At 71.1% G+C, this 26962-nt stretch carries 26 protein-coding genes; 10 read left to right on the forward strand and 16 right to left on the reverse strand.

Annotated elements, in window-relative coordinates; translation table 11 throughout:
- Positions 1–6: 6 nt before the first annotated feature.
- Together ABZ208_RS22935 and ABZ208_RS22940 are read right to left on the reverse strand one after the other, a co-directional pair.
- The gene (locus tag ABZ208_RS22935) at positions 7–1770 is read right to left on the reverse strand and encodes an IucA/IucC family protein (RefSeq protein WP_356911314.1); all 1764 of its coding nucleotides are present in this window, start codon (positions 1768–1770) and stop codon (positions 7–9) included.
- The gene (locus ABZ208_RS22940; RefSeq protein WP_356911315.1) at positions 1767–2957 is read right to left on the reverse strand and encodes an ATP-grasp domain-containing protein; all 1191 of its coding nucleotides are present in this window, start codon (positions 2955–2957) and stop codon (positions 1767–1769) included. Before ABZ208_RS22940 ends, ABZ208_RS22935 begins: the two co-directional genes overlap by 4 nt.
- A 236-nt stretch (positions 2958–3193) precedes the next feature.
- Here ABZ208_RS22940 and ABZ208_RS22945 point away from each other — a divergent pair, with 236 nt between their 5' ends.
- Positions 3194–4045: a (2Fe-2S)-binding protein gene (locus ABZ208_RS22945; protein ID WP_356911316.1), complete on the forward strand. Its 852-nt coding sequence runs from the start codon at positions 3194–3196 to the stop codon at positions 4043–4045.
- 75 nt (positions 4046–4120) lie between these two features.
- Here the strand turns inward: ABZ208_RS22945 and ABZ208_RS22950 are convergent, their stop codons facing one another.
- Positions 4121–5767: an FAD-dependent monooxygenase gene (locus ABZ208_RS22950; protein ID WP_356911317.1), complete on the reverse strand. Its 1647-nt coding sequence runs from the start codon at positions 5765–5767 to the stop codon at positions 4121–4123.
- Positions 5768–6024: 257 nt separating this feature from the next.
- Between ABZ208_RS22950 and ABZ208_RS22955 the strand changes: the two genes are divergently transcribed.
- The 7 genes from ABZ208_RS22955 (at position 6025) to ABZ208_RS22985 (ending at position 11313) form a co-directional block, all read left to right on the forward strand.
- Positions 6025–7146 (forward strand): SchA/CurD-like domain-containing protein, encoded by a 1122-nt coding sequence (locus tag ABZ208_RS22955; protein ID WP_356911318.1) that lies wholly within the window; start codon positions 6025–6027, stop codon positions 7144–7146.
- Positions 7147–7223: 77 nt separating this feature from the next.
- A complete protein-coding gene (locus ABZ208_RS22960; RefSeq protein WP_356911319.1) occupies positions 7224–7661 on the forward strand; it encodes a cupin domain-containing protein in 438 nt (145 codons plus the stop codon).
- Positions 7658–8926 carry a beta-ketoacyl-[acyl-carrier-protein] synthase family protein gene (locus ABZ208_RS22965; RefSeq protein WP_356911320.1) on the forward strand — a complete coding sequence of 423 codons (1269 nt, stop codon included), beginning with the start codon at positions 7658–7660 and terminating at the stop codon, positions 8924–8926. Before ABZ208_RS22960 ends, ABZ208_RS22965 begins: the two co-directional genes overlap by 4 nt.
- The gene (locus tag ABZ208_RS22970; protein ID WP_356911321.1) at positions 8923–10170 is read left to right on the forward strand and encodes a ketosynthase chain-length factor; all 1248 of its coding nucleotides are present in this window, start codon (positions 8923–8925) and stop codon (positions 10168–10170) included. Before ABZ208_RS22965 ends, ABZ208_RS22970 begins: the two co-directional genes overlap by 4 nt.
- Positions 10171–10186: 16 nt before the next feature.
- Positions 10187–10441, forward strand: a complete 255-nt coding sequence (locus ABZ208_RS22975) for an acyl carrier protein (RefSeq protein ID WP_356911322.1) — start codon at positions 10187–10189, stop codon at positions 10439–10441.
- A 1-nt stretch (position 10442) separates the two neighbouring features.
- Positions 10443–10922: an SRPBCC family protein gene (locus ABZ208_RS22980; RefSeq protein ID WP_356911323.1), complete on the forward strand. Its 480-nt coding sequence runs from the start codon at positions 10443–10445 to the stop codon at positions 10920–10922.
- 55 nt (positions 10923–10977) lie between these two features.
- The gene (locus ABZ208_RS22985) at positions 10978–11313 is read left to right on the forward strand and encodes a TcmI family type II polyketide cyclase (RefSeq protein WP_328403698.1); all 336 of its coding nucleotides are present in this window, start codon (positions 10978–10980) and stop codon (positions 11311–11313) included.
- A gap of 66 nt (positions 11314–11379) precedes the next feature.
- Here ABZ208_RS22985 and ABZ208_RS22990 read toward each other — a convergent pair whose 3' ends face one another.
- Positions 11380–12408 carry a methyltransferase gene (locus tag ABZ208_RS22990; protein WP_356911324.1) on the reverse strand — a complete coding sequence of 343 codons (1029 nt, stop codon included), beginning with the start codon at positions 12406–12408 and terminating at the stop codon, positions 11380–11382.
- 73 nt (positions 12409–12481) lie between these two features.
- The gene (locus ABZ208_RS22995) at positions 12482–13552 is read right to left on the reverse strand and encodes a right-handed parallel beta-helix repeat-containing protein (RefSeq protein WP_356911325.1); all 1071 of its coding nucleotides are present in this window, start codon (positions 13550–13552) and stop codon (positions 12482–12484) included.
- 231 nt (positions 13553–13783) lie between these two features.
- Between ABZ208_RS22995 and ABZ208_RS23000 the strand changes: the two genes are divergently transcribed.
- Both ABZ208_RS23000 and ABZ208_RS23005 read left to right on the forward strand, forming a co-directional pair.
- The gene (locus ABZ208_RS23000; RefSeq protein WP_356911326.1) at positions 13784–16174 is read left to right on the forward strand and encodes a SpoIIE family protein phosphatase; all 2391 of its coding nucleotides are present in this window, start codon (positions 13784–13786) and stop codon (positions 16172–16174) included.
- A gap of 134 nt (positions 16175–16308) precedes the next feature.
- Positions 16309–16842 carry a MarR family transcriptional regulator gene (locus ABZ208_RS23005; protein ID WP_328406086.1) on the forward strand — a complete coding sequence of 178 codons (534 nt, stop codon included), beginning with the start codon at positions 16309–16311 and terminating at the stop codon, positions 16840–16842.
- 15 nt (positions 16843–16857) lie between these two features.
- On the opposite strand, the gene ABZ208_RS23010 is transcribed toward ABZ208_RS23005, so the two are convergent.
- Genes ABZ208_RS23010 through ABZ208_RS23060 form a run of 11 tightly spaced genes read right to left on the reverse strand, consistent with a single transcriptional unit; the run spans position 16858 to position 26874 of the window.
- Positions 16858–17877, reverse strand: coding sequence for an aromatic ring-hydroxylating dioxygenase subunit alpha (locus ABZ208_RS23010; RefSeq protein ID WP_356911327.1), 1020 nt, complete (start codon positions 17875–17877; stop codon positions 16858–16860).
- A 2-nt stretch (positions 17878–17879) separates the two neighbouring features.
- Positions 17880–18107 (reverse strand): recombinase-like helix-turn-helix domain-containing protein, encoded by a 228-nt coding sequence (locus ABZ208_RS23015; protein WP_356911328.1) that lies wholly within the window; start codon positions 18105–18107, stop codon positions 17880–17882.
- Between the two features lie 20 nt (positions 18108–18127).
- Positions 18128–19063 (reverse strand): PDR/VanB family oxidoreductase, encoded by a 936-nt coding sequence (locus ABZ208_RS23020; RefSeq protein ID WP_356911329.1) that lies wholly within the window; start codon positions 19061–19063, stop codon positions 18128–18130.
- Positions 19064–19076: 13 nt separating this feature from the next.
- Positions 19077–20714: a thiamine pyrophosphate-binding protein gene (locus ABZ208_RS23025; protein ID WP_356911330.1), complete on the reverse strand. Its 1638-nt coding sequence runs from the start codon at positions 20712–20714 to the stop codon at positions 19077–19079.
- Between the two features lie 12 nt (positions 20715–20726).
- Positions 20727–21509, reverse strand: a complete 783-nt coding sequence (locus tag ABZ208_RS23030; protein ID WP_356911331.1) for an SDR family oxidoreductase — start codon at positions 21507–21509, stop codon at positions 20727–20729.
- Positions 21510–21533: 24 nt separating this feature from the next.
- Positions 21534–22295 carry an SDR family oxidoreductase gene (locus ABZ208_RS23035; RefSeq protein ID WP_356911332.1) on the reverse strand — a complete coding sequence of 254 codons (762 nt, stop codon included), beginning with the start codon at positions 22293–22295 and terminating at the stop codon, positions 21534–21536.
- Complete coding sequence (locus ABZ208_RS23040; protein WP_356911333.1) at positions 22288–22809, reverse strand: cupin domain-containing protein; 522 nt, start codon at positions 22807–22809, stop codon at positions 22288–22290. The genes ABZ208_RS23035 and ABZ208_RS23040 overlap by 8 nt, the downstream gene beginning before the upstream one ends.
- A gap of 26 nt (positions 22810–22835) precedes the next feature.
- Positions 22836–23618 carry an alpha/beta hydrolase gene (locus tag ABZ208_RS23045; protein ID WP_356911334.1) on the reverse strand — a complete coding sequence of 261 codons (783 nt, stop codon included), beginning with the start codon at positions 23616–23618 and terminating at the stop codon, positions 22836–22838.
- Positions 23615–24412, reverse strand: a complete 798-nt coding sequence (locus ABZ208_RS23050; protein WP_356911335.1) for an aspartate dehydrogenase domain-containing protein — start codon at positions 24410–24412, stop codon at positions 23615–23617. The genes ABZ208_RS23045 and ABZ208_RS23050 overlap by 4 nt, the downstream gene beginning before the upstream one ends.
- Positions 24409–25347, reverse strand: a complete 939-nt coding sequence (locus tag ABZ208_RS23055; RefSeq protein WP_356911336.1) for a VOC family protein — start codon at positions 25345–25347, stop codon at positions 24409–24411. Before ABZ208_RS23055 ends, ABZ208_RS23050 begins: the two co-directional genes overlap by 4 nt.
- Positions 25348–25389: 42 nt before the next feature.
- The gene (locus ABZ208_RS23060; RefSeq protein ID WP_356911337.1) at positions 25390–26874 is read right to left on the reverse strand and encodes an aldehyde dehydrogenase; all 1485 of its coding nucleotides are present in this window, start codon (positions 26872–26874) and stop codon (positions 25390–25392) included.
- Positions 26875–26962 lie beyond the last annotated feature (88 nt).

The following is a 26962-nucleotide window of genomic DNA, read 5'->3' on the forward strand; positions in this document are numbered from 1 at the left end:
GCCGGGTCACGCTCCTCGCAACAGGTAGTTGGGTCCGGTGGTGTAGTGCTTGTTGATGTCCGCTGCTCCCGATCTGGCCTTGGTGAGCAGGGTGCCCGCCGTGACCATGGCCTTGACGGGCAGCCGCGGTGCGTCGAGTACCTGGGCGCGCAGCACGGCCCCGGGCTGTCCGGGGCGGGTGCCGAGCCGCTCGACGGCTTCGCCGAGGCGGTCGCGTACGAGCGCGAGCAGCCGCTCCAGCGGGGCGCGGCCATGCGCGGCGAGCCCGAACGCGTAGGCGCCGGCGCACAGATGGACGGTGATCGTGGTGAACAGGTCGGTGACCGGGCCGTCGCTGTCGCCGAAGATACGCCTGTCGTCGAAGGCGGCCGGGCCGGGTGCGTCGGGGCCGAGGGCGGCGCGCAGCCGGGCGGCGTTGATGCGCGGGCCGTCGTTGTCCTTGAGCAGCAGCCGCAGTCGCGGGCTTCCCGCGGCGGTGTCGAGCACGAGGGAGATGTTCTGCTGATGTGACTCGAGGGCGATGCCGTAGCCGAAGAGTGTGGTCTGCCAGTCGAGGAGCAGGGTGAGCAGCGCATCGAGGAGCGCGAGCGGGTCGCCGTCGTAGAACCGGTCGGCGAGACGGTCGATCACCAGGCGGCCGCCGGGGGCCCGGCCGAGCAGGCCGGCCAACGGCACGACGACGGCGTCGTCCAGGCCGGCGGGCAGGATGCGCCGCAGTGCTGCGAGGAGTTCGTGCCCGGCATGGGCGAAGGCGGTCTCGTCCGCGTGCAGGACAGTGCCCCGGAAGCGGGGTTCCCGGGCGATGACCGTCTCCAGCAGCCGCTGGCCCGCGGCGCCGTCGCACAGGCTGCCGGGCTTGATGGTGCGCCGGTTGAGCAGGCCCAGGGTGGAGGTGGCGAGAGGAAGCTTGAGATGGACGCGGGGGTGCGCGGTGAGGGCGACGGTGCGCATCGACAGCGTCGGCACGGCCTGCAGATGGGGCCGGTCCGCGAGGAAGGCCTTCGTGTCGAGCCCGGTGGCGCGCAGCGCTTCCCGCAGGGGTCCCTCGGCGGTCAACGGGTGCACGGGGAGCGTGAGATGACTGGCGTCGAGTGCACCGGGCAGCCCGAGGACGGAGGGAGCGGGCCACACTCCGTCCCTGTCCGGGTGCAGGCCCTGTGCCGTGACCGCATCCTTGGGCAGGGCCAGCCAGCGCAGGGGGAAGCGGGGATGGAACTCCGGTGCGTACTGGCGTAGTTGGCGGGGAGTGAGTCCGGAGCGGCCGCGCGCGGTCGGATAGACGGGGTGGTCGGCGCGGGCGGCGAGTGTGTCGTGGGCGAGGCCCCCGGCGGGGCCGGTCCAGTCGGCGGGGTCGTCGCCATGGCGGGCCGAGAGCAGTCCGGCGATCTCGTCGCGGGTCTCGGCGTGCAGCCGCAGGGCATCGAGAGCATCGTGACATTCGTCCAGGAAGGCCGCGAAACCGGCTCGGTCCTCCTGGTCCGCGAGGGCGGCGAGCGCGTCCAGTATGCCCTCGGCCGTGGTGAGTTCGGCTCCGTCGGGCTCGCGGCGCAGCAGGGGGAGCCGGGCCGCCGTCGCGCACTGGAACCCGTCGGCGCGCACGGGCAGCAGCAACGCGCCGCCGTCCGCTGCGGTGAGGCGCAGCCAGGTGCCGTCCGGTTCTTCGACGGGGGTGCTGCGGCTGCGGAGGCCGACGACGTCCTCGCGAAGCAGGGCGCTCAGGACACGCAGCAGCAGATCCGTGCGCGAAGCTTCTTCCGTCGTCACCGTCACGGTGTGATCTCCCACTGCTGCGAGCCGAGGAAGCCGGCCACGGCCAGGTCGACGGACTCCTGGCCGGTGCCGATGGCTCTGACGACCCCCAGGATGTCGCGGTTTGTGTGGTACACATCGTGCCGCTCCCCCACCTGACGCATCGGGCGGTACGTCAAACGGACGTCATCGACGGTGAGTTCAACGGGGGCCGGTGCGCGGGTCAGGGTGCCGGCGCACCGCGCGTACGGATAGTCGAGACGGGCGGCGCGATCGGAGCGCGCCCCCAGATCGGCGGGCAGGGGCTGCCCCAGATGCGTACGGAGGATGTGCTCGAAGAGCGGGATGCCGAGGAGGTCCGCGAGCAGCAGGTCGCACTGGTCGCCGATGGCCCGGTAATTGACCTCGATGAGGCGCGCGCGCCCTTCGTGCACGGTGAACTCGGTGTGGCAGGCGCCGAATCCGACGCCGAGCGCGTCCAGTTGCGCGAGGACCTGCGCGACGACCGGCTCGGGGTGGCGGGGGACGTACGCCAGCCGCTCCTCGATGAAGTACGGGGGCGGGGACAGCTCGGTGCGGAAGCCGCCGAGCACGTGCAGGCGTTCGCCGTCACCGAGGGTTTCCAGGGTGCACAGCTCGCCGGGCAGATATTCCTCGACGACCAGTGCGGCCCGCGGGCGGCGCGCCTGGATCTCCTTGCAGCGCTCCACGAGTTCCGCCGGCCCGTCGGCCAGCACGACGTCCTCGCTGGCCACTCCCTCGCGCGGCTTGACCACGCAGGGGAACGGCAGGTCGAGTGCGGCGAGTACGGCGGCCGGGTCCTGCCCCGGGGCGACTTCCGCCGACCGGACGGCATCGATCCCGGCCGCGGCGAGCCGGCGGCGCATCTCCGCCTTGTTCTTGGTGCGCAGGGCGGCCTGCCAGGGCTTGGCAGGGAGCCCGAAGTAGTCGGCGGCGAGCGCGGCCTGGGTCTGCAGATGGTCGCTGTTGGTGAAGACGGCGTCCGGCGCCCGGCCTGCCGAGATCGAGGTGATCACCGCCCGGAAGTCACGTACGTCACACTCCAGGACATCGACCGCGGGGTCGGCGTCGTGCGCATCCGGCTGGTCGGTGAGCAGCGTGACATCGATGCCGAGACGGCGGGCAGCGGGCAGAAACCCCTCGGTCACCGAGTCGGTCGGGTTCAGGGCCAGCAGGTACAGCTCCATGAAGGGATCACCTTCCGCTCGCACGGACGACAGGGGACGGGTGTCCGCGCCGGGCGCCCCGGCAGTTCTGGATCACGAGGCGAGAGCTTAGGTTAGGCATTCCTAAACACGCCAATTCCCGGAAACGGGGCGCCGGTTCACACCCCCACCCTTCACTGTGGGTAAGGTGAGCCTTCCCTAATCGCACGGCGGTTCGCCGTGCCGTTCGATGTGCATGCCGTTCGAGGAGTTAGCCCGTGATCCTGGCCCCGGCGCCGGCGCCGGCCGAACCTGCCGTGAGCTGCTCCGCTCTGCTCGGCTCGGCCTTCCGCCGTCTCGCCACCGTGTGTCCGGCACTGAACCTGAGCGTCGCGGCCCCCCGGACACCGGCCGGCCAGGGCTGGGCCGACGGGGCCGAACTGCTACGCCGTGCCGAACTGCTCGACGCCTTCCTCGACGCCGAGGCGGCCCGCATCCGCGACCGGTACGACCACACCGCCCGGCCCGACGTCGTCGCCTCGCGTGCCCTGCACGGCTACCTGTGGTCCGTGAGCCTGCTGATGAGCGGCCCCTGGTACCTGGAGCGGCGGGTACCGCGGATTCACCCTCACGAGGTACGGCACAGCCGCACGAGTGATGCGTACGAGGTCGTTCCGGGCCGCTTCGCCTGCCTGCCCGGCGATCCCGCGGCCGCCCAGCCGGGGGTGAGGGTCGTGCCCGACGAGGAAGCCCTGCGCGCGGAGCTGCGCGCGGCGGTCGCCGATCATGTGCGGCCGCTGCTGGAGGCCCTCGCGCCCCGGGTACGGCGCGGGCCGCGGGCGCTGTGGGGCATGGCCGGCGACGATCTGGTCTCCGGCGTGTGGTACCTCGGCCGCATGCTCGGCGAGGAGGACCGGGCCGTGCACGAGGCCGGCCGGCTGCTGCCGGGGCCCGTCGCCCCGTTCCCCTCAGGCGCCGGCTTCCGGCTGCTGACGGGTCGTGACGGGCAGACGTACCCGACCCGCACGCGCCTCGGCTGCTGCCTCTACTACACGATCCGGCCCGCTGAGGCCTGCGCCACCTGTCCGCGCACCTGTGACGCCGAACGGCTGCGCCGCCTCGAGGGCTGACCTCGCCCTGTCACCGGGGCCGTGCAGCGGTCCGCCGGTGCCCCGTAGCGGGACACCGGCGGACACCGGGCGACGTCAGGCCCGGTACAGCAGCGTCCTCATGGTTTCCATGAGCACCGCCTCGGCGTCGGCCACCGCACCGGCCGACCGCCAGGCCACGAACCCGTCCGGGCGTACCAGCACGGCGCCGTCGGACGTGGTGCTGTGGAGCCGGGCCCAGTCGACGCCGGTCTCGGGGACCAGATCCGCGTCCCGCCCGTCCCCGATCCGATAGGCGTCCAGGGTGACCGACAGCCGGGCGGCCACCGCCGCTGCCGCCTCGTGCCATGCCGCGCCGCCGTTGCCGTCACCCGTCAGCAGGACGAAGGACCGTTCGTACAGGTCGAGCGTGGAGCGCATGCGAACCGAGCCCTGCTCGTGCAGCCACAGGTGCGGGGCCCGGGTACCGGGCCCGCCGGACAGACTCATCCGTGCGGGTACGACGGGCTGCTGGGGGTCGGCCCCGAGCACAGCGCCCCGCGGGTAGGTGTAGCCCATGGCGACCGTGAGCATTCCGCCCTGCTTCCCGGCCCCGACTCCGGGTGCCGGGGCGTAACCCGGGTGGCTGTGCTCCTTCGACCTCGCCGAGGCCCGCGAGCTCGTGGCCTGCGCCACCGGGCGGCGTTCCTCCTCGTACGAGGCCAGCAGGCCGGGGCCTGCGCTGCCGTCGAGGACGGCGGCGAGTTTCCACGCCAGGTTGTGCGCGTCCTGGATGCCCGTGTTGGAGCCGAACGCGCCGGTCGGGGACATCTCATGGGCGGAGTCCCCGGCAAGGAAGACCCGGCCGTCCCAGTACCGCTCCGCCACTCGCTCGGCGGCATGCCAGGGAGCCTTGCCGGTGATCTCGACATCGAGGCCGACGACGCCGGTCGCCCTGCGGATGTGCTCGATGCAGCGCTCGTCGGTGAAGTCCTCGAGCGTCTCGCCGAGTTCGGGCTGCCAGGGCGCGTGGAAGACCCAGTTCTCCACGTTGTCCACGGGCAGCAGAGCGCCGTCCGCCTCCGGATCGGTCAGGTAGCACACGATGAAGCGCCGGTCTCCGACGACATCGGCCAGACCGAGCGAGCGGAAGGTGATGCTCACGTTGTGGAACAGGTCGCCGGGTCCTGTGTGCCCGATGCCGAGGCGCTCCCGGACGGGGCTGCGGGGCCCGTCCGCCGCGATCAGATAGTCCGCGCGTACGGTCCGGCGCCTGCCGGTCTCCCGCTCGTGGAGCACACCGGTGACCCCCTGCGCGTCCTGCTCGAACGACAGCAGCTCGGTGGAGTACCGCAGGTCTCCCCCGTTCTTGAGTGCGCACTCCAGGAGTACGGGTTCCAGATCGTTCTGACTGCACACGCACCACCCGGCAGGACTGAACTTCGCCAGTGCCGCGCCCGACTCGACCTGTTTGAGCAGCCACTCCCCCTCGTCCGTGACGAGGGACGATGTCTGGAGGATGCCGTGGTTGTCCGCGAGTACGGACGCGGCTTCACGGATGAGCTGCTCGGCGCCGGCCCCCCGGAACAGTTCCATCGTGCGCACGTTGTTGCCTCGTCCGCGGGGATGCATCGACGTGCTCACGTGCTTCTCGACCAGCATGTGCTCGACACCGAGCCGGCCCAGGAACAGGGAAGCGGACAGCCCCACCAGGGAACCGCCCACGATGAGGACCGGTACGCGTTCGTCGACCTTTTCTTCCATCAGATGCTCCTGCTCCAGCCGCCGGTAGGGGGGATGGAGTTTCCATGCCCTGGCAGGAGCGCTTCGATCGCCCCCTTCACCCACCTGGTTCACACATCTCGCGCCACCTGAGGTACCGGCACAGGATCGAATCCGGACCGGCACCTCCTGCTGGTGGTGACCGGTCGTCCATTCGCGCCGGATCCTCGCCCGGTCCCCGAAAGGGGACGTCGTGCCACGGGATGTGACGGCCTCAGCGTCAAGGAGATGCGTGGAACATGACAATGCTGTCCGAGCGTGTGTCTCAATCAGCCTTTGACGGCTCGCGGCTGCGAGTCGTTCTGCTGCTGGACCTCCATGACGGGGCCCAGCAACGCTTCCTGACGGCGTACGAACACATGCGCAATCAGGTGGCATCGGTAGCCGGCCATGTCAGCGACCAGCTCTGCCAGTCGATCGAAAACCCCTCCCAGTGGCTGATCACCAGCGAATGGGAGAGCGCGCCGCCCTTCCTCGCCTGGGTGAACAGCGAGGAGCACGTCGAAACCGTGCGGCCGCTGCACGACTGTGTGCGCGACACACGGTCGCTGCGCTTCAGCGTCCTGCGGGAGACCGGCAACTTCCAGGCGACGGCGGAGGCCGCGCGGAGCGGCACCGGTCTCCAGTCTGCACCGCGGGTGGGCGACGGCGTGGTACGCCACGCCATCACCTTCACGGTCAAGCCGGGAAGTGAGCCGGTCGTCGCGGACATCCTGGCGAGCTACACCTCGCCCGAGCCCCAGGTCGACTCCGGCACACGGCTGCGCCGCACCTCGCTGTTCATGCACGGCAACCGGGTCGTACGGGCCATCGAGGTGCAGGGAGACCTGCTCGCCGCCCTGCGCCATGTGGCCCAGCAGCCCGAGGTCAGGGCGGTGGAGGAGGCCATCAACCCGTACCTGGAGCAGGACCGGGACCTCGACGACCCGAACTCCGCACGGGTGTTCTTCACCCGGGCGGCGCTCCCCGCGGTGCACCATCTGGCGACCGCCGGCGGCGAGCACGCCACCGTCAAGCGGCATGCGCTGTACTACCCGGCCAAGCCCGGCTGCGGAATGGCACTCGCACGGCTGCTCGCGCAGCAGGACGAGGCCGCCGCCGACGACCCCTCGGCTCCCATCGACAGCAGCACCATCTTCCAGCGCGACGACATCGTCGTGCGGCTGGTCGATGCACGCGGCTCCCTCGACTCGGCACCGATGATCGCACTCGGCGCGCAAGGCCCCCGCAAGGCAGCGGTGCTCGCACGTCTGATCGACCACGACGCGCTGGGCACCAACAGCTCGCTCACCGACGAAGAACGGATGTCGCGCTTCCTCGCGAGCGCCGACATGCGTCTGATCACCGACCGCCGGGCCTGACCCGCTCGCCCGGATCCCCAGCGGTCGCTACCGCACCGCTGGCACCCACGCCAATCGGCCACGTGGAGGAAGCAGTCATGACCACACCCCATCGCATCGTCGATCTCAGCGAGACCCAGCCCAATCGCAGGCGCGGCGGTGACCTGCGCGCCATGCTCACACCCACCACGGTGGGTGCCACGAGCGGCTTCATGGGCCTCGCGATCGTGGAGCCCGGCGAGCGCATCGGTGAGCACTACCACCCGTACTCCGAGGAGTTCGTGTACGTCGTCAGCGGAATGCTCGAAGTCGATCTCGACGGCGAGGCGCATCCGCTCCGACCGGATCAGGGTCTGCTGATCCCGGCGTACGTACGGCACCGTTTCCGCAATGTGGGCAGCACGGAAGCCCGGATGGTCTTCCACCTGGGGCCGCTGGCCCCGCGCCCGGAACTCGGCCATGTCGACACCGAGGAGACGCCGGCCGAGGAAGGTGCCGGCCAGCGGCCGCCGGAACGAACGGGGTCCGTTTCATGACACGACGCGTGGCAGTGACCGGAGTCGGTGTCGTGGCTCCGGGCGGCGTGGGGACACCCGCGTTCTGGGACCTGCTGTCCAGCGGCAGGACCGCGACGCGGGGCATCACGCTCTTCGACCCGACCGGGTTCCGCTCCCGCATAGCCGCCGAGTGCGACTTCGACCCGCTGGCCCACGGACTGGACCCGGAACAGATCCAGCGCGCCGACCGGTACGTCCAGTTCGCCATGGTCGCGGCCCGGGAAGCCCTTCAGGACGCCGGGCTCGACCCGGAGAAGGAGGATCCCTGGCGCATAGGCGTCTCGCTCGGCACCGCGGTCGGCGGCACCACCCGTCTGGAGCAGGACTACGTCAAGGTCAGCAGCTCCGGCCGGCGCTGGGACGTCGACCACAGCGAGGCAGCACCCCATCTCCACCGGGCCTTCTCTCCCAGCGCCCTCGCCTCGGAGGTGGCCGAGCAGACCAGCGCCCACGGCCCGGTGCAGACCGTGTCCACGGGCTGCACCTCCGGGCTCGACGCGATCGGCTACGCCTTCCAGGCCGTGGCGGAGGGCAGGGTCGACGTCTGCATCGCCGGAGCGTCGGACTCCCCGATCTCACCGATCACGGTGGCCTGCTTCGACGCCATCAAGGCGACCTCGCCGAACAACGACGACCCGGCCCATGCCTCCCGCCCCTTCGACGCCAACCGCGACGGGTTCGTCATGGGTGAGGGAGGAGCCGTACTGGTTCTGGAGGAACTCGAGCACGCCCGGGCCCGCGGGGCCACGGTGTACTGCGAGATCGGCGGGTACGCCACGTTCGGCAACGCCCACCACATGACGGGTCTCACCCGGGAGGGCCTGGAGATGGCCCGCGCGATCGACCACGCGCTGGACCAGGCCGGCCTCAACGGATCGGACATCGACTACGTCAACGCGCACGGCTCGGGCACCCAGCAGAACGACCGCCACGAGACGGCCGCGGTCAAGGAATCGCTCGGCGCGCACGCCTACAAGGTGCCGATGAGCTCCATCAAATCCATGGTGGGCCACTCGCTCGGCGCGATCGGAGCCATAGAGGTCGTCGCCTGCGTGCTGGCCATCGCCCATCAGGTGGTGCCGCCGACGGCGAACTACGAGACCCCCGACCCCGAGTGCGATCTCGACTATGTGCCGCGCACCGCGCGCCCCCTCAAGCTGCGCAGCGTGCTGTCGGTCGGCAGCGGCTTCGGCGGCTTCCAGTCCGCGGTCGTGCTCACCCGACCAGGTGGGAGGAGAGCATGAGTTCCAATGACCGGCGTGCAGTCATCACCGGAATCGGTGTGGTCGCCCCCAACGGAGTGGGTGTCGAAACCTTCTGGAAGTCCACTCGGGAGGGCATCAGCGTTCTCGACCACATCACGCGAGAGGGCTGCGGGCATCTGCCGCTCCGGATCGCCGGAGAGGTCCGGGGCTTCGACCCCGAATCGCTCATCGAGCAGCGCTTCCTCGTCCAGACCGACCGGTTCAGCCACTTCGCGATGGCTGCGGCCGACCTCGCGCTCGCCGATGCGCGGATCGCCGCGGGCAAGTACGGCGACTCGCCGTACGACGTGGGCGTGGTCACCGCCGCCGGTTCCGGCGGCGGTGAGTTCGGCCAGCGTGAGCTGCAACGGCTGTGGGGGCAGGGGTCGCGCTACGTCGGTCCGTACCAGTCCATCGCCTGGTTCTACGCGGCGAGCACCGGCCAGATCTCGATCCGCGGCGGGTTCAAGGGTCCGTGCGGTGTCGTGTGCAGCGACGAGGCCGGCGGCCTGGACGCCATCGCGCACGCCGCGAGGGCCATCGGACGCGGTACCGACGCGGTCGTCGTCGGCTCGGCCGAAGCGCCGCTCGCGCCGTACTCGCTCGTCTGCCAGCTCGGCTACCGCGAACTGAGCACGAGCGACGAACCGGAGCGGGCCTACCGCCCGTTCACCGCCACCGCCTGCGGCTTCGTGCCCGCAGAGGGCGGCGGCATGCTCGTCGTCGAGGCGGAGTCGGCGGCCCGTGAGCGGGGCGCACCGATCCGGGCGACCGTGGCCGGCCACGCGGCGACGTTCAGCGGGGCATCCCGGTGGGAGGAGTCCCGCGAGGGCCTGGCCCGGGCGATCACCGGTGCGCTGGACGAAGCCGGCTGCACACCCGAGGAGATCGATGTGGTCTTCGCGGACGCGCTGGGCACTCCGGAAGCCGACCGGGCCGAGGCGCTGGCGATCGCCGACGCCCTGGGCCCGCACGGCCGGCGGGTGCCCGTGACCGCACCCAAGACCGGCACGGGCCGTGCCTACTGCGGAGCGCCGGTGCTCGATTCGGCCGCCGCGGTGCTCGCGCTGCAAAGCGGTCTGATCCCGCCCACCCCCCATGTCTTCGACGTGTGCCACGACCTTGCGATGGTGACCGGCGCGGCTCGCCCCGCCGAGCTGCGTACGGCCCTGGTGCTGAGCCGAGGACTCATGGGATCGAATGCGGCGCTCGTGCTGCGGCACGCCGCCGACACCCCCTCGTGAGAAGGAGAACTGCCTCATGACCGCGCAACTGACCATCGACCAACTGGCTGTTCTGATGAAGAGCGCCGGTATCACGGTCGACCCCAAGGAAATGGGCGGCCGGCCGGAAACGCCGTTCGACGCCTACGGCCTCGACTCGCTCGGTCTGCTGGGCATCGTCGGGGAGCTGGAGAACAGGTACGGCCGGGCGCTGCCGCCCGACGCCGACCGCTGCAAGACCCCGCGCGAATTCCTCGACCTCGTCAACAACTCCCTCATGGCAGGAGCCTGAAGTGACCGGGCACACCGAGAACAAGGTCGTCATCGACGCCCCCATCGATCTGGTCTGGGACGTCACCAACGACATCGAGAACTGGCCCTCGCTGTTCAGCGAGTACGCGTCCGTCGACGTCCTCGAGCGTGACAACGACAGGACGCTGTTCCGCCTCACCATGCATCCGGACGAGAACGGCACCGTGTGGAGCTGGGTCTCGGAGCGGGTCGTCGACCGCAGCGCGCGCACGGTGCGTGCCCGCCGGGTGGAGACGGGACCCTTCCAGCACATGGACATCCGCTGGGAGTACACCGAGACGCCCGAAGGCACCTTGATGCACTGGACGCAGGACTTCGCGATGAAGCCGGACGCCCCCGTCGACGACGCGTGGATGACCGACAACATCAACCGCAACTCCAAGGTCCAGATGGATCTCATCCGGGACAAGATCGAGAAGCGCGCCCGCACCCGCGAGTCCGCCCCGGTCACGCCCCGCTGACCGCCGCCCCACCCCCGACAGCCAACCCGACAGGCATCCGAAGGGACTCCCCCCGATGCATCGAGCTCTCATCGTCGCCCGAATGGCGCCCGATTCGGCCACCGACATCGCCGAGGTGTTCGCGGCCTCCGACGGCGGCGAACTGCCGCACCTCGTCGGGGTCACCCGGCGCAGTCTGTTCCAGTTCGGCGACGTCTACCTGCATCTGATCGAGGCCGACCGGCCCCCCGGCCCGGCGATCGCCAAGGTGACCGAACACGCTGCCTTCCGCGATGTCAGCGACCGGCTCGCGGCCTTCGTCAGTCCGTACGACCCGCAGACCTGGCGGACTCCGAAGGACGCGATGGCGCACGAGTTCTATCGCTGGGAACGCGCCGCCGCCAAGGCGTGACCCGCGCACAGCACGCCGGCCCCGCGGTTCTCGCGGGGCCGGCGTGCTGTGCGCGTCCCGGGCGTTTCAGCCGGGGACGACACTGTCGAACGCGTGGAGATAGGCGTTGACCGGGCGGACGTCGCCCACCGTCAGGCCGGCGTCCTTCATACGGTTGATCATGCTCCGCTCGGTGTGCTTGGCGCCTCCGACGTTGAGCAGCAGCATCAGGTCCATGGAGGTGGTGAACTTCATCGACGGGGAGTCGTCCACGAGGTTCTCGATGACCACCACCCTCGCTCCCGGACGGGCCGCCGCGACCACATTGCGCAGGGTTCTGCGCGTGCTCTCGTCGTCCCACTCCAGGATGTTCTTGATGATGTACACGTCCGCTTCGACGGGGATCGAATCCCGGCAGTCCCCGGGGACGATGGTGACCCGGTCGGCCAGCGCGCCGCCGTCCCGCAGCCGTGGATCTGCGCCCGCAACCACTCGGGGCAGGTCGAGCAGCGTTCCGCGCAGATCCCCGTACTTCTCCAGGAGGCTTGCCAGTACGTGCCCCTGGCCGCCGCCGATGTCCGCGACCGTCGAGGCTCCGGTGAGGTCGAGGAGATCGGCGACGTCCTGCGCCGACTGCATGCTGGAGGTGGTCATGGCCCGGTTGAAGACATGGGCCGACTCGTGGGCGTCCTCGTGCAGATAGTCGAAGAACCCCTTGCCGTACAGCTCGTCGAAGACGCTGCGGCCGGTCCGCACCGCCTCGTCGAGCCGCGGCCAGGCGTCCCAGGTCCAGGGCTCGGTGCACCACAGGGAGATGTAGCGCAGGCTGTGCGGATCGTCCTCGCGCAGCATCCGGGACATCTCGGTGTGGACGAACCGGCCGTCCTCCTGCTCGGTGAAGACGCCGTAGCAGGTCAGTGCGCGCAGCATCCGCCGCAGCGCTCTCGGCTCGGTGCCCACCGCAGCCGCGAGTTCCTCGGCGGTGGCGGGTTCCTCCCCCAGCGCGTCCGCGACGCGCAGCCTGGCCGCCGCGCGCACCGCCGCGGCACATGCCGCCCCGAAGACGAGTTCCCGCAGCCGCATGGCCGGCTGTGGGGTGGTACTTACGGTCGTCATACCCTCTCGTTTCTCGTGAGGTGGGGGGCCGGGCCGAGTGGCCCGGCCGGTCCGGTCCGCGTCTGCGGACCGGTCAGCACATGCCTCCGGGCTGGGAGACCCGGCACATGTTGGCCGTCCACTGGTTGCCGGTGCCGACGTCGCGGTTGGCGAGGTCCGCCGGCCCGTTGCGCAGCACGACGTTGCCTCGGATCACGTTGCCGGTGTTGGCGGCGCCCACAAAGCTCTTGAACAGCACGATGCCGCCGGAGAGCGGGTACTTGCCGACGTTGTCCCAGATCAGATTGGAGTCCACCAGGGTGTCCTCGGCGCCGGTGAGGACGAGCCCCGTTCCCTGGATCTGCGGGAGCCGGGCGGTGGCCTTGCAGTACTTGTTGTTCGAGCTGATGCGGTTGCCGCGGACGGTCAGGTCGCCTGCCCGGGGCTTGGACTCGTCGCCCACCACGAACACACCGGCGCAGTTCCCGGAGATGCTGTTGTATTGGACGGTCAGGTTCCTGACGCGGCGGATGGTCGCGCCGATGCGGTTGTCGAACAACAGGTTGTGTCCGACGACCGTGCCGCCGGTGTCGGTCGCCCCCGCTTCGAGTGTGACGGTGTTCGCGACGAAGATGCCCGCGTCTCCGTTCTTGCGGGCGATGTTGTGGGTGAGAACGCTGCGGGTCGACCACTCCTGGGCGATGCCCCAGACCTTGTTGCTCTCGGAGTACACCCTCTGCACCGTCAGACGGTCGGTGCCGGTGGCCCAGATCCCGCTCTTCTTGTATCCCGACAGGGTCAGCGACTGGATCCGTACCCCCTTGACGGGCAGTGCCCGCGTGCCGAGGACACAGATCCCGTTGCCGGACTTGGCGCAGGCGTTCTTGGAGGACGCGGCGGCCGGCTTCAGCACGGTCCGTCCGCCCGTCCCCCGCAGAGTCAGGTTGTGTTTCTTGATCACAACGCTCTGGCGGTAGGTCCCTGGAGCGATGGTGACGGTGTCTCCGGGCAGTGCGGCGTCCACAGCCGCCTGGATGGACTGGCCGGCACGTACGAAGTGCGTGAGGTGGTGTGTGACCTCGGCGGGGGCGGGTGCCGCGGCGCCCAGTCCCGTGGCGGCCATGAGGGCTGCGCATCCGAGGTACATCAACTGTCGTTTCGTCATGAGCTGACGCTAGGGCCGAATGACCCCAAATCGCTACATAAGATGACCAAACGGACACGTGTCGTGAACAAACTTAAGGCGGATGCCGTCTGCCGGTGGCATCACCCTCCCCTCCTGACTAGCTCCCGCAGTCCTGCGAGCGCCACCATGGGGAGTGGGCAGTGTCGCCCGGCGGGTGTGGAGGTGATACAGACTTTGACTCGGCACAACTTTGCGTTCTGCGGGGCCGAAATGGCAGCCGTCTACGTACTCGCCGAGGGTGGCGACGAACTGCACCTGGCCGAGACGGTCGGCGAGCGCGGCCTCTCGTACGGGCTGCCCGCGGTTCTGGGCCTGTCCGGGCAGTCCCCCGCCGCAGAGGCCTTCCGGTCCCGCCGCCCGCTGTGGCTGAGTCCGCAGGAGGTCGCTGCCTACCACGCCAACGGGGGTGACGCCACGCTGATCGGCACCGCCGGCAGACCGTCGGCCAAGATCTCGATGGGCGTGCTGCCCCTGGGACGCGGCAACGGGGAGCTGGGCTGCCTGGTGGTCGCGGGCGAGGTGGCGAACGGCTTCGACGCCGACCGGCGCAGCCTTCTGGAGCTGTACGCCGACCAGGTGGCCGCCGGGCTCGAATCGGTCGCGGCCCGCGTCGCCGGGCGGGCGCAGCCACGTGCCCATCTGGGCCCCAAGCTGATGCCACTGCAAGGCGGCGCCTTCACCCTGGAGCTTGCCACCGGCGCCATGGACGCGGACGCACAGGTGCTGAGTCTCCTCGGTATTGCCCGCGACGACTTCGACGGACAGGTCGAGACCCTTCTCGCCTGCGCCGTGCCCGATGACATCCCCGCACTGATGGCCATCGTGGAACCGGGCCGCCTGTCCCCGGACGGGGACCAGCTGGCCTTCCGGATACGCCGGCCGGGCGGCGAACTTCGCTGGCTCGGACTGCGCTGCCGTGTCCAGGTCGACGCCACCGGCGCCCCGGAACGCATCCTCGGCGTGGTCGCCGACGCCGCCTACCTGCGCCCCAGCGCCGACGAGGTCTCGATCGTCCAGCGCCTGTCCGCCAGGCTGGCCGGGGCCACCACCATCCGTGACGTCAGCCGACTGGTGGTCACCGCCCTGCGCGAGCCGCTGGGCGCCAACCGCATCGCGGTCGCCGAGCTGGAGGCCGAGCGGCTGTTCGTCACCATGCTCGATCCGCCGGAGCACGAGGCCTGGCCCGGCATCTGGCGCTCCGAGTGGCGCTCCGAATGGCCCGACGCGTCCCTGCAGAGCCTGCCCACGCTGCGCAACGCGCTGCGGGAGGGCCATGTGAGCCTGTGGCCCCCGGGCGCCGGCCTGGAGTCCGGGCTCGCCGGTATCGGGCCGGGCGGGCTCGCGGTGCTGCCGCTGCCCGCCGACGGCCGGATGGTCGGGGTGTGCCTGGTGGGCTGGGACGAAGAGCACCGGTTCGGCCCCGAGGAGCGCTCGCTGCTGACCGCGGCCGCGGGTCTGGTGGGTCAGGCCCTGATGCGCGCGCACGCCCTGGACGCCGGGCACGAGCTCGCCACCATGCTGCAGCGCAGCCTGCTGCCCCGTACGCTGCCCGAACTGGCCGGAGGGGTCGCTGTCGCCCGGTATCTGCCGGCGACCGTCGGGCTCGAGGTGGGCGGCGACTGGTACGACGTGATCCCGCTCGGCGACGGTCATGTGGCGCTCGTGATCGGGGACGTCCAGGGGCACAGCGCCGGAGCCGCCACCATCATGGGCCAGATGCGCACGGCCGTGCGGGCGTACGCGGTCGAGGGCCATCCGCCGGATGTGGTGGTCGCCCGCGCCAATCGTCTGCTCGTCGGCATGGAGACCGATCTCTTCGCCACCTGCCTGTACGTGGACCTGGACATGGAGGAGGGCATCGCCAGGTTCGTACGCGCGGGGCACCTGTCGCCCGTACTGCGCCACCCGGACGGCCACGCGGAGGAGCTGCAGGTCGAGGGCGGCCCGCCGCTGGGCGTGCTCGCGGACGCCGAATACGCCATGACCGAGGCCGGGTTGGTCCCGGGAACCCTGCTGACCCTGCTGACGGACGGCCTCGTCGAATCGGCCCAGCTCCATCTGGAGGACGGCATGCGCCGCGTCTGCGAGCTGCTCGCCGCGACGGACCCGGCCGACCCGGGCCTCGTCGCCGACGAACTGCTCGGGGGAGCGAACGGGCGCGACGACGACGTGGCGGTGCTGCTGCTGCGCTACGACGGGACGCGGGTGCGGCCGGTACGGACCCACTGGACGGTGTGGCGGCTGCCCAACGCCGTCATGCACGCCCGCCGGTTCACCGCACGCACGCTGCGCTCCTGGGGGCTGAAGAACGAACTGGACGTGGCTCTGCTGGTGGTCTCCGAACTGGTCACCAACGGCATCGCCCATACCCAGGGCGAGGTACGGCTGGACCTGACGCTGTCCGCGGACCGCCTGCGGATCGCCGTGAACGACGCGTCGCCGCGCAGCCCCGTCAAGCCGACGGGAGAGGTGGACTGGGAGGCGACCGGCGGGCGCGGGCTGCTGATCGTCGAGGCGACGACGGCGTCCTGGGGTTCGGTGCCACTCAGCGGCGGCAAGCAGGTCTGGGCGGAGATCCCGGTGGTGACATCCGACAGCTGAAAAGCCACCACGGGCTGCAGGCCCGCCCTCCGGCGGGCCGGAGAGAGCCGATCGCCTCAGGGGTAGAATTTTCAGGGGCGTGGGACATGGACGCCCCGAAGCAGCGATACGCACGGTCGTACGAGGGGGCGGGGATGGCGGAGCGCAGGGCCGCGGCCGATCGGGACGCCGTGGCGAATGTCATCGAGGACTGGGCACGGGAGCGGCCCGAGCTGGACACCAGCCCGCTGGAGGTCCTCGCCCGGCTGCACCGCTCGTATCTGCGCTACAGCACTCGGCTCACGTCGTCCATCGAGCGCCACGGCCTTTCGGTCGCGGGCTTCGACGTGCTCACCGCGCTGCGGCGGGCCGGCAAGCCGTACCGGCTGACCGCAGGTCAGCTCGCCGACTCGGGACTCGTCTCGTCCGCCGGTGTCACGCTGCGGATCGACCGGCTGGAGAAGGACGGGCTGATCGTCCGGGAACGGGACGCGGAGGACCGGCGGGTCGTCTACTCGCGGCTCACCGACGACGGGCTCGCCAAGGTGGACGAGGTGTTCGCCGAACATCTCGACAACGAACGCCGGATGCTCGGCGAGCTGTCCCCCGCCGAGTGCCGCCAGCTCGCGCGGCTGCTGCGCAAGCTGGAGCACTCCATCCTCGTGTCGGACGAGGAGCCCGCCGGCTGAGTACCCCCGCTCGGGTCACCCGTCGGCGGCCGCGGACTGTGCCTCGGCCTGCGCCCGGTACAGACGGCGCAGCCGTACGACACCCAGATCGTGCTGGTAGAGGTTCTCGCGCTGGTCGGCGTCGGCCGGCATGGCCTCCAGCATGACGCGGTCCTGCTCGAGGACCTCCCAGTGCCGCTTCTCGATGAGCGTCTTGTAGAGGAAGCGCCAGGTGTCGCGCTGCCAGCCCTGGACGCGGCGGTAACGCCAGAAGAAGACCCCGGTGCGTTCGGCGTCGACCGGGCAGGCCGCGCCGACGATGCCGAAGGCTCCCCCGGGACCGGCGGAGGGCGGGTACGGGATGGACAGATCGACCCAGTCGATGCCGGTGCGGCACAGCTCGACCCAGTCGAAGTTGACGCCTCGCTGGTCGGTCTTCTCGAAGAAGTAGCCGCGGTGGGTCTCGCGGATCCGGAACTTTGCCGTCGTGTCCCCGTCGTACATCGTGTGCGACTCGTGGTGCAGGAACGCGCCGTGCATCGGGTCGAGGAGGTTCTCCATGGCGTACCGCCACGGCACGTTCCACTCGGCGTAGCACAGGATCGGCTCGACCTCGGGGTCGGTGAGCGGGTCGGGAAGGATGAGTTCGGCGGGCTCCGGGTGCTGTTCGTCGCCGAAGTAGGCGAGGATCACGCCGGCGATCTCACGCACCGGCAGTGAGGTGACGAGCTTCTTGCCCTCCAGATTGCAGCCGGGCAGGCCGGGGACGGACGAGACGGTGCCGTCGGTCTCGACCTCGACACCGTGGTACCAGCAGGCGACCCGGTCGCCGAGGTGCTTGCCGAGCGACAGCGGGGCGCCTCGGTGGGGGCAGCGGTCGGCGAGCATCGACAGGACACCGTCGGAGCGGCGGAACAGCAGCCACTGTTCGCCGAGCGCGGTGACCTTGCGCATCGCGCCGGGCGCGACGAAGTCGGAGGGGACGACGGGGTGCCACTGGTTGCGCAGGCCGGTGGCGTAGATGTGCTCGGCGGTGGCGGTGGTCGACAGGGTCATGGTCAGGCTCCCAGGCGGTGCATCTCGGCGCGGAAGGACTCCTCGGTCCACGGGGTGCCGTCGGGGGCGTGGAGCTGACGGGAGTTCAGTCCACGGATCACGTCGGCGAGTTCGTGGCCGTCCTTGGTGAAGACCTCTTCGAGGGTGGCGGCCAGCTTGTGTTCGTAGGGGGTGGGTTCGTGCGTACGGGACTGGTGAGCGTCCAGGTACGGCCAGGGGGCGGTGGTCATCGGGGCCTCCAACGGTCGGTTCACAGGTCGAGGACGAGGCGGCCGGTGGCGCAGCGCGAGACGCAGATCATCATCGTGGCGTTCGCGGTGTGCTCGGCCTCGCTGAGCAGGAAGTCGCGGTGGTCGGGGGTGCCGGCCAGCACCCGGGTCTCGCAAGAGCCGCAGATGCCGTCCCGGCAGGAGCTGTCGACCTTCAGGCCCGCGTCCTCCGCGGCCTGCAGGATCGAGGTGTCGGCGTCGACGGTGAGGGTGAGCCCCGAGACGGCGCACTCGACCTCGAACACCTCGTCGTCCCCGGTGCGTTCCACGACGGGTGCGGCGAACCGCTCCAGGCGCAGCTGCCCGGCGGGGCACCTCTCCTCCACCGCGGCCAGCAGGGGCTCCGGGCCGCAGCAGTAGACGAGCGTGTCGGCGGGCAGTCCCGCGAGGGCGGCGTCCAGGTCGATGTGGCCCTGCTCGTCCTGCGGGACGACGGTCACCTCGCCGTCCAGAGCGGCCAGTTCATCGGTGAAGGCCATCGATGCGCGGCTGCGCCCGCCGTACACCATGCGCCACGGCACACCGCGTCGTGCACTCTCGCGGGCCATGGCGAGCAGCGGCGTGATGCCGATGCCGCCCGCGACGAAGACATGTCCGGCGGCGTCCTCCAGCGCGAAGTGGTTGCGCGGCTCGGAGACGGTAACGGTCTGTCCGGGGCGCAGCTGGGTGTGCACGTACCGCGAACCGCCCCGCGACGCGGGCTCGTCGAGGACGCCGATGCGGTAGGCCGCCGTGGACCGGGGGTCGCCGCACAGGCTGTACTGGCGGATCCGGCCGCCCACATGGACGTCGATGTGCGCGCCGGGTGTCCAGGCGGGAAGGGGCTTGCCGTCGGGATGGGTCAGCTCGACGGACAGAACGCCCTCCGCCTCCCAGGTCATCCGGTGCACGGTCAGCTGCACAGAGGTCTCGCTCATCTCGGCTGACTCCTCACTGGGCCGGGGAGAGGCCCGGGATCCTCACGGGCGGGGTGAACGGGTTCTTCATCGGGCCGAGCGCCGCGAGATCGACCTCGACGAGCGTCGGCCCGTCGGAGGCGACCGCCTCGGCGATCAGCGGCCGGGCGTCCTCGGCGGCGGAGATCCGCAGATACGGGAGCCCACAGGCGCCGGCCAGCTGCTCGAAGTCGGGTGTGACCAGGTCGACTCCGGAGCGGCGCTCGCTGTACCGGTCCTGCATGTTGCGCAGCACGCCGTAGCCGCCGTCGTTGAACACGAGCAGGGTGAGGCGGGGCCGCTCCTGGGCCAGCGTGAGCAGTTCGCCGAGGTGGACCGCGAGTCCGCCGTCACCGGCGAGGACCACCACGGGGTCCTCGGGCCGGGCGAGCGCCGAGCCGATGCCCATGCCGAGGCCCTGGCCGATGCCGCCGCCACGCGGGAAGACGTTGTCGCGCGTGTCGTACATCTCGAGGAGCCGGTTGCCCCAGCTGCTGGACGGGATGGTGACATCGCGGGCGACGACGGCCCTACGGGGCAGTGCGGCGCGGATCGCGTCGCAGATCGCCGCCTGGGGGCCGATGCTGTCGTGCAGCGTTGCCCGCACCTCCGCGCGGACGGCGGCGACCCGGTTCGTCCAGGCGGGTTCGGCCGCCCGTGCGTGCGGGAGCAGCTCCGCGAGGACGACGGCGGCGTCGCCGTGCACGGCGCTCTGCACCGGATACACGCGGCCCAGCGCCGCGGCGTCCAGGTCGATCTGGACGTGGGCCGCGGGGAGTTCGAGTGTGTAATCGGCTGTCTCGTTCGAACGGAAGTGGGTGCCGACGGTCAGCAGCACATCGGCGTCGGCGAGCAGGGCCCGGGCGGCCGGGGTGGTGGCGAAGTTGCCGATGACCTGGGGGTGGTCCTCGGGCACGGAGCCGCGTCCGGAGTTGGAGGTGAGCAGTCCGGCGCCGGTGGCGGCGAGCAGCTCGGCAAGCTCGGCACGGGCCCGGCCGGCTCCGCCGCCGGCCCAGATCAGGGGCCGCCGGGCGGAGGCCAACAGCTCAGCTGCTGCGGCCAGTGCATCTTCGTCCGGCGTGGGCACGGCCACCGGTGCGAGCTCGGCCGGGGTGTCCGTCTGGGCCGCGTACTGCAGGTCGATCGGCCACTCCACGCTCGCGGGTCCGCCGGGTGCGGTGAGCGCGGCATGGGCGGCCTCGCGCAGCACGCGGCCCGCCTCGCCGGCGGATCGCACGGTGGCGGCGTGTGCGGACACCGCCGTCAGCATGCCCAGCTGGTCCTTGGTCTCATGGATGAATCCGCGTCCACTGCCCAGGAATTCGCTCTCCACCTGCCCGGTGATGTGCAGGACGGACGTGCCCGCGCTGAGTGCCTCGATCAGCGATCCGGCCGCGTTCCCCGCGCCCGTACCGGTGGAGGTGAGGGCGCAGCCGATGGTGCCGCGGGCGCGCCCGTAGGCGTCCGCGGCGTTCACGGCCGACGCCTCGTGGCGTACGGGCACGAAGCGCAGCTCCCGGTCGACGGCTTCGACCAGCGGCAGATTGTGCACGCTGACGATGCCGAAGACGGTGTCGATGCCCAGTTCCCGCAGGACGGCGACGAGGAGATCGCCTCCGTTGTCGTAACGCATGGTGAGGTCTCCTCAGAGGACGGAGCGGCCGACGCCGCCGCAGACGTCGATGGCGGTGCCGGTGATGTACGAGGCACGGGGCGAGAGCAGCGAGACGATCGCGTACGCGACCTCCTCGGCCCGTCCGAGGCGGCCGAGCGCGATGCCGCGGTCGGCGGCGAGCTCCGCCTGCCACTCCTCGTAGGTCGTTCCCGAGCCGGCGGCCGCGTGACGGCGGGTCCACTGGCCGGTGTCGATCAGCCCGAGACACACGGAGTTGACCCGGATGCCCTCGGGGGCGAGCTCTGCCGACAGGGACTTGGAGAGGTTGAGGATGCCGGCGCGGGCGGCGCTGGTCGTGATGAGGCGGGTCTCGGGCTGCTTGGCGAGCACGGCGTTGACGTTGACGACGCTTGCCGCGTCCGAGGCCTTGAGGTGGGGACGGGCCGCGTGCAGCGGGTTGAGCACACCGCAGAACTTGAGCTCCAGCTCGTCGCGCCAGTCCTCGGCCGTGGTCTCGTCGAGGCGCTTCATCCGGGACTGGCCGGCGTTGTTGACCAGCCCGTCGATGCCGCCGAACTCGGCGGCCACACGGTCGGTGAAGCCGCGCACGGCATGTGCGTCGCGTACGTCGCACACTCCCGTCAGCAGCCGGTCGCTGCCGATGACCGCAGCCGCCTTCGCGAGCCGGTCGGCGTCCCTGCCGCAGGCCGCGACGCGGGCGCCTTCGTCGATCAGGGCGCGGACCGTGGCCAGGCCGACGCCCGAGCTGCCGCCGGTGACCACGATGGTGCGGTCGGCGAGGCCCAGATCCATGGCAGTTGTCTCCTGTCGATCAGGTCAGTGCATGGTGAAGCCGCCGTTGACGGCGATCACCTGTCCGGTCAGATAGCGGGACTCCTCGCCGAGCAGGAAGGCGACGATGCCGGTGAGGTCGTCGGGCTGCTGGGGGCGGGAGATCGCCCGGTTCATGCGGTAGAGGTCGTGGCGCTCGGCGGGCACGGTCGCGGTCGCCTCGCACTCGGTGAGGCCGGGCGCGACCGCGTTGACGGTGATCCCCTTGTCGCCGAGTTCCCGGGCCATGGCCCGGGTCAGCGCGATCACCGCGCCCTTGGAGGCGATGTAGTGGGCGAGCCGGGGTGAGCCGTACAGGGCCGCGTCCGACGCGAGGTTGACGATACGGCCGCCCGCGCCGTGGGCGAGGAGCTGCGGCAGCAGGGCCTTGGACACCAGCCAGGGGCTGCGGGCGTTGACCGCCATCAGCCGGTCCCACACCTCGACGTCGATGTCCTGGAACTCCTTGCCGCCCACGCCGTTGGCGAGGGCCGCATTGTTGACCAGGCCGTGCAGAGGACCGAACTGCTCCGTGAAGGCGGCGAGTTCGTCCACCGAGGCCGGGTCGGCGACATCGCAGCGCACGAAGTGGGCGTCGATGCCCTGCGCGCGCAGCTGCCGCTCGGCGTCCTTGCCCCGCTCCTGCTCCAGCTCGGCGACGACCACCCGGAAACCGTCCGCGCCGGCCCGGCGGGCCATGGCCACTCCCAGGCCACGGCCCGCCCCGGTGACGACGACCGTTCGGACGTCCCCGCGTGGATCAGTCACGGGTGACGCCGTGCATCGGCGAGTGCTCGGGGTACGTCGGCACCTGCGGCTTCTGCGTGCCGATGACGACGCAGAACAGGGCGTCGGTGTCGCCCTCGTTCTTCAGGGAACGGGCCACACCCGCCGGGACGACGATCATGTCGCGGTAGCCGAGGGTGCGGTACTCCACCTCGTCCGCGCCGCGGTGGATGCCGACCCGGACCTGGCCCTCCAGGACGAAGAAGGCCTCCTCCACGTCGTGGTGGGTGTGCTCGGGGCCCTCGGCGCCGGGCGGCAGCAGCATGTTGGAGAAGGTGAAGCCGCCGGACGGGACGATCCGGTTGTCACCCTCGTGGTTGCCGGTGGCACCGGAGCCGACGTAGCGGATCTGGGCGCGGCGGTACTGGTCGCCGGCCTTGGACTGGAAGGCGAGGGTGTTCCAGTCGGGCTCGCGGGAGTCCTTGGTCGCGATGAGCGAGTCGGTGTATGCGGCGAGGTCGCCGCCGTTGTCGTACGCGGTGGTGGTGAGAGGCATGGTGAGCTCCTGTCCGGGAGGGGTGTTCATTCGGGGATGCGGTCCGTGATGCGGAGGTGGGAGAGCACCCAGGCGTTGAAGTGCGCGGGCTGCTCCTGGTTGGCCAGGTGACCGGCGTCCTTGACGATCACGTAGGCGGTCCGGTGGATGGCGCCGGCGATGGCCTGGGAGGCTTCGATGCCGGTGATCCGGTCCTGGTCGCCGCACAGGACGAGGGTGGGCGCCGTGATCCGGGCCAGTTCGCCGCGCAGGTCGGCGGCGGCCATCGACTCGGCGGCGTAGGCGTAGCCGGGCAGGCGGACGGAGTCCGCCATGGTGTCGGTCACCCGCCGTACCAGCTCCTCGGATGCGCCTGCGGACACCAGGCGGGGTGCGCGCAGTTCGGCGAACGCCCGGGGACCGGCCTCGGCCAGCTCGGTGGCCCGGGCCCGCATGGCCGCCGCCTTCGCCGGGTCCGTGCCCGAGCCCGGGCTGGAGTCGGCCACGATCAGCGAGGCGACCAGCCCGGGGTGGCGGACGGCGAGCCGCAGGGCGATCACCCCGCCCCAGGACACGCCCAGGACATGGGCGCTCCCCCCGCGCTCGCGGATCAGCGCGGCGGCGGCGTCGGCGAAGTCGTCGAGCGTCAACGGGTCTGCCGGATCGGCCGACTTGGCGTACCCCGGGGCGTCCCAGGCGACGACGCGTGCGTGGCGTCCGAGCTCGGCGAGCTGCGGCGCGAACGCGGCCGACGAGGAGCCGATCCCGTGCAGGCACAGCAGCAGCGGTCCCTGGTCCCCCGACTCCTCGAGGTGCAGGCCGGCCGTCACAGGATCTGACCCGTCCGCCCGGCCAGTGCCGCGAGACTGCGCAGCACCGCGTACGGCACGACCTGGCTGGTGGCCGGGTTACCGGCGTCGGGCAGATGCGCGACGTCGAAGCGGTATGTCCCGTGGGCGCCCGACGCCTCGACGACATGCCGCGTGTGGTGGGCGCCGGGGTCGGCGACGACCCGGACCCGCACAGCGTCCAGGTCGCCGACGGCCAGGGCGACCGAGGCCGCGACGTTCGTCGATTTGGGGAACTTCACGGGAACGTCGCGCGCGCTGCCGGACATGACCTCGACCGGACCGGTCGCCGACCGCATACGGGCCAGCAACTCCTCGTCCATCCACGGCTGTTCGAGGGTGGCGGGCAGCTTGGTGGTGGTCAGCCGTACGTTGTGGAGCGGACCGAGGGAGCGTACGGCCTGAAGAAGGTCGAGGCCGCCGACGGCTCCGCCGGTGAAGTACACCCGTCCCGGTCCGGCCGCGAGCAGCCGCTTGGCGAGGTCCTCGTCGGTCAGCGCGCCGGTCGAGGCGATCAGCAGATCGGTCCCGGCGGCGAGGACGCGCTCGCCCCACTCGCGGACGACGCCCTGCCCCGCCGCCTCGACGAGGAGGTCGCAGCGCTCGAGGGCTTCGTCGAAGGTGACCTGCGGCGCGGGCGCTCTGTCACCGATCGGCCGGTTGTCGACGATGCACACCAACTCGGCGCCGGGAACGGACTGTTCGGCCAGCGCCGCGCCGACGACGCGGCCGATGGCGCCCCAGCCGACGACTCCGACCTTGCGGATGCGGGTCATGCCGGGACCTCCTGGGAAAGGGCGGCCGTGGAGAGCGGCCCGGGATCGGGCGACCCGGCCATGTGGCAGCGGATCTCCTTGGACGGTGCGCCCGCCGTGCCCCACAGGTCGGACAGTTCGGGGGTACGCCGCCACACCTTGGCGATCCAGCGGTCCTCGACCACCTGCGCGACCTCCGAGGTGTACTCGCAGACCAGGCCGGTCGGGTCGGTGAAGTAGGAGAAGGTGTTGTCGCCGGGGCCGTGCCGGCCCGGGCCCCACTGGGGGCTGATGCCGTGGTGCCGCAGCCGGCCGAGCCCTCGCATGAAGTGGTCGACCGAACTCATCTCGTAGGCCACATGGTTGAGGGAGGCCCACTCGGCCTGGTTGAAGGCGATGCAGTGGTGGTCGGCGTTGCAGCGCAGGAACGCCATCTGGTGCTCCGACCAGTCGGAGACGCGCAGACCCAGCACGTCGCAATAGAAGGCGACGGAGGCGTCGATGTCGGTGGTGTTGAGCACGGCGTGGGTGACACCGACCGGGACGGCCTCGTCCCGGCCGCGCGGGGTGACGGCCCAGGTTTCGGCGGACAGCTCGATCAGCCGGCCCTCGTGGTCGGTGAAGCGCAGGCCGTAGCCGGCGCCGACCTGGTCGAGGCGGCCGGGTCCGGCCACGGGCGTGATGCCGCGGGCCAGCAGCCGGCGGGCCGCCTCGTCCACCTCGGCGGGGGTGGCGACGGCGAAGCTGATCCGGCCGAGACCGATGCGGTGCGAGCGGGTCAGCTGGAGCGCGTGGTGCTCCTCGCCGGTGCCGCGGAGCCAGACGGCGTCGCGCTCGGACTCCACCACCGTGAGGCCCCATGCCTCGGCGTAGAAGTCGGCCGCCTCGCCGAAGGTCGGGGTGAGGAGCTCGACCGAGCGCAGGGCGCGCAGCCGGGCTATGGGGGGATGGGACATGACCGTCTCCAGAGGTACAAGGGGGATGGAGGAACCGTCCGGCTATCCGGCCCAGGGCAGGGGCGTGCCGGAGGTGCCCCAGTACAGGGACTTCTGCCGCTGGTAGGCGCGGATCGCGTCCCGGCCCTTCTCGGTGCCGAGGCCGCTGTCCTTCATCCCGCTGAAGGGGGTGGAGATGCTGAACTGCTTGTAGGTGTTGATCCAGACCGTGCCCGCCTCGATGCGCCGTGCCAGCTGCCACGCGGCCCGGTGGTCGCGGGTCCAGATGCCGCAGGCCAGGCCGTACACCGAGTCGTTGGCCTGACGGACCAGGTCGTCCTCGTCGTCGTAGGGCAGTGCGATCAGCACCGGGCCGAAGATCTCCTCCTGGCACACCCGGGCCGTGTTGGGCAGCCCGTCGATGACCGTCGGGAGGTAGTAGGCGCCGTGTGCGTACTCCTCGCCCTCGGGTGCGCCGCCGCCGCACAGCACCCGCCCGCCCTCCTCGCGGGCGAGGTCCACACAGGCGGCGACGGCGTCCCGGTGCCGGTGATGGACGAGGGGGCCGACCTGGGTGCCTGGGGCGGTGCCGGGACCGACGCGGAGCTTGCGCACCCGTTCGACCAGTTCGCCGACGAACTCGTCGTAGATCTCGCGTGCCACGAACAGCCGCGACCCGGCGATGCAGGACTGGCCGCTGGAGGAGAAGATCCCGAACATCACGCCCGCCAGGGCCTGCGGAATGTCGGCGTCGGCGCGGACGATCGTCGGGGACTTGCCACCCAGTTCGAGGGAGGCGGGGATCAGCTTGGCGGCGGCGACGGCGGCGATGGACCTGCCGGTGTCCGTACCGCCGGTGAATCCGATCCGGCCGACCAGCGGGTGGGTGACGACGGCGTCGCCGACCACCCGTCCGCTGCCGGGCAGGACGGACAGCAGCGCCATGGGCAGGCCGAACTCGTCCAGCGCCCGGGTGATCAACCGCCCCAGGGCGAGGGAGACCAGCGGGGTCCAGGCGGCCGGCTTGAGCAGGATCGCGTTCCCGGCCGCGAGCGCGGGGGCGATCTTCTGTGCGTCGCTGGCGACCGGCGAGTTCCACGGGTTGACGGCCGCGACGACGCCGATCGGCTCGTACACGCTCATCGTGACGTAGTCGCCACGCGAAGGAGTGATCGTCTCCTCCGCCGTCTCGAGGGCCGCCGCGGTGTAGCGGAAGGTGGCGGCGGCGCTCAGCGCGAGCGCCTTGGTCTCGGCGAGGGTCTTGCCGGTGTCGGCGGTCTGCACGGCCGACAGCTCGTCCGCCGCCTCCTCGACCAGCTCCGCAATGCGGTGGAGCAGCTGGGCGCGCCGGTGGGGCAGCAGGTCCCGCCAGGCCGGGTCGGCTGCTGCCTGCGCTGCCGCGCGGGCGGCCTCGTCAACCTCCTCGACCGATGCGGTGTGGACGGTGGCGAGCACCCGGCCGGTGGCCGGGTCCACAGTCTCGACGGGGGCGCCCGCGCCGCGCCGCCAGTGGCCCGCGATCAGGATGTCGGTGGTGAAGCGAGGCATGGCAGAACCTCCAGGCGGGGGGCGGCGTCTCTGAGCACTAGAAATCTAAGCGCTAAGACATCTCCCACGCAAGACCCCGCATGAGAGG

The organism is Streptomyces sp. NPDC006208 (assembly GCF_040613775.1).
Taxonomy (GTDB): Bacteria; Actinomycetota; Actinomycetes; order Streptomycetales; family Streptomycetaceae; genus Streptomyces.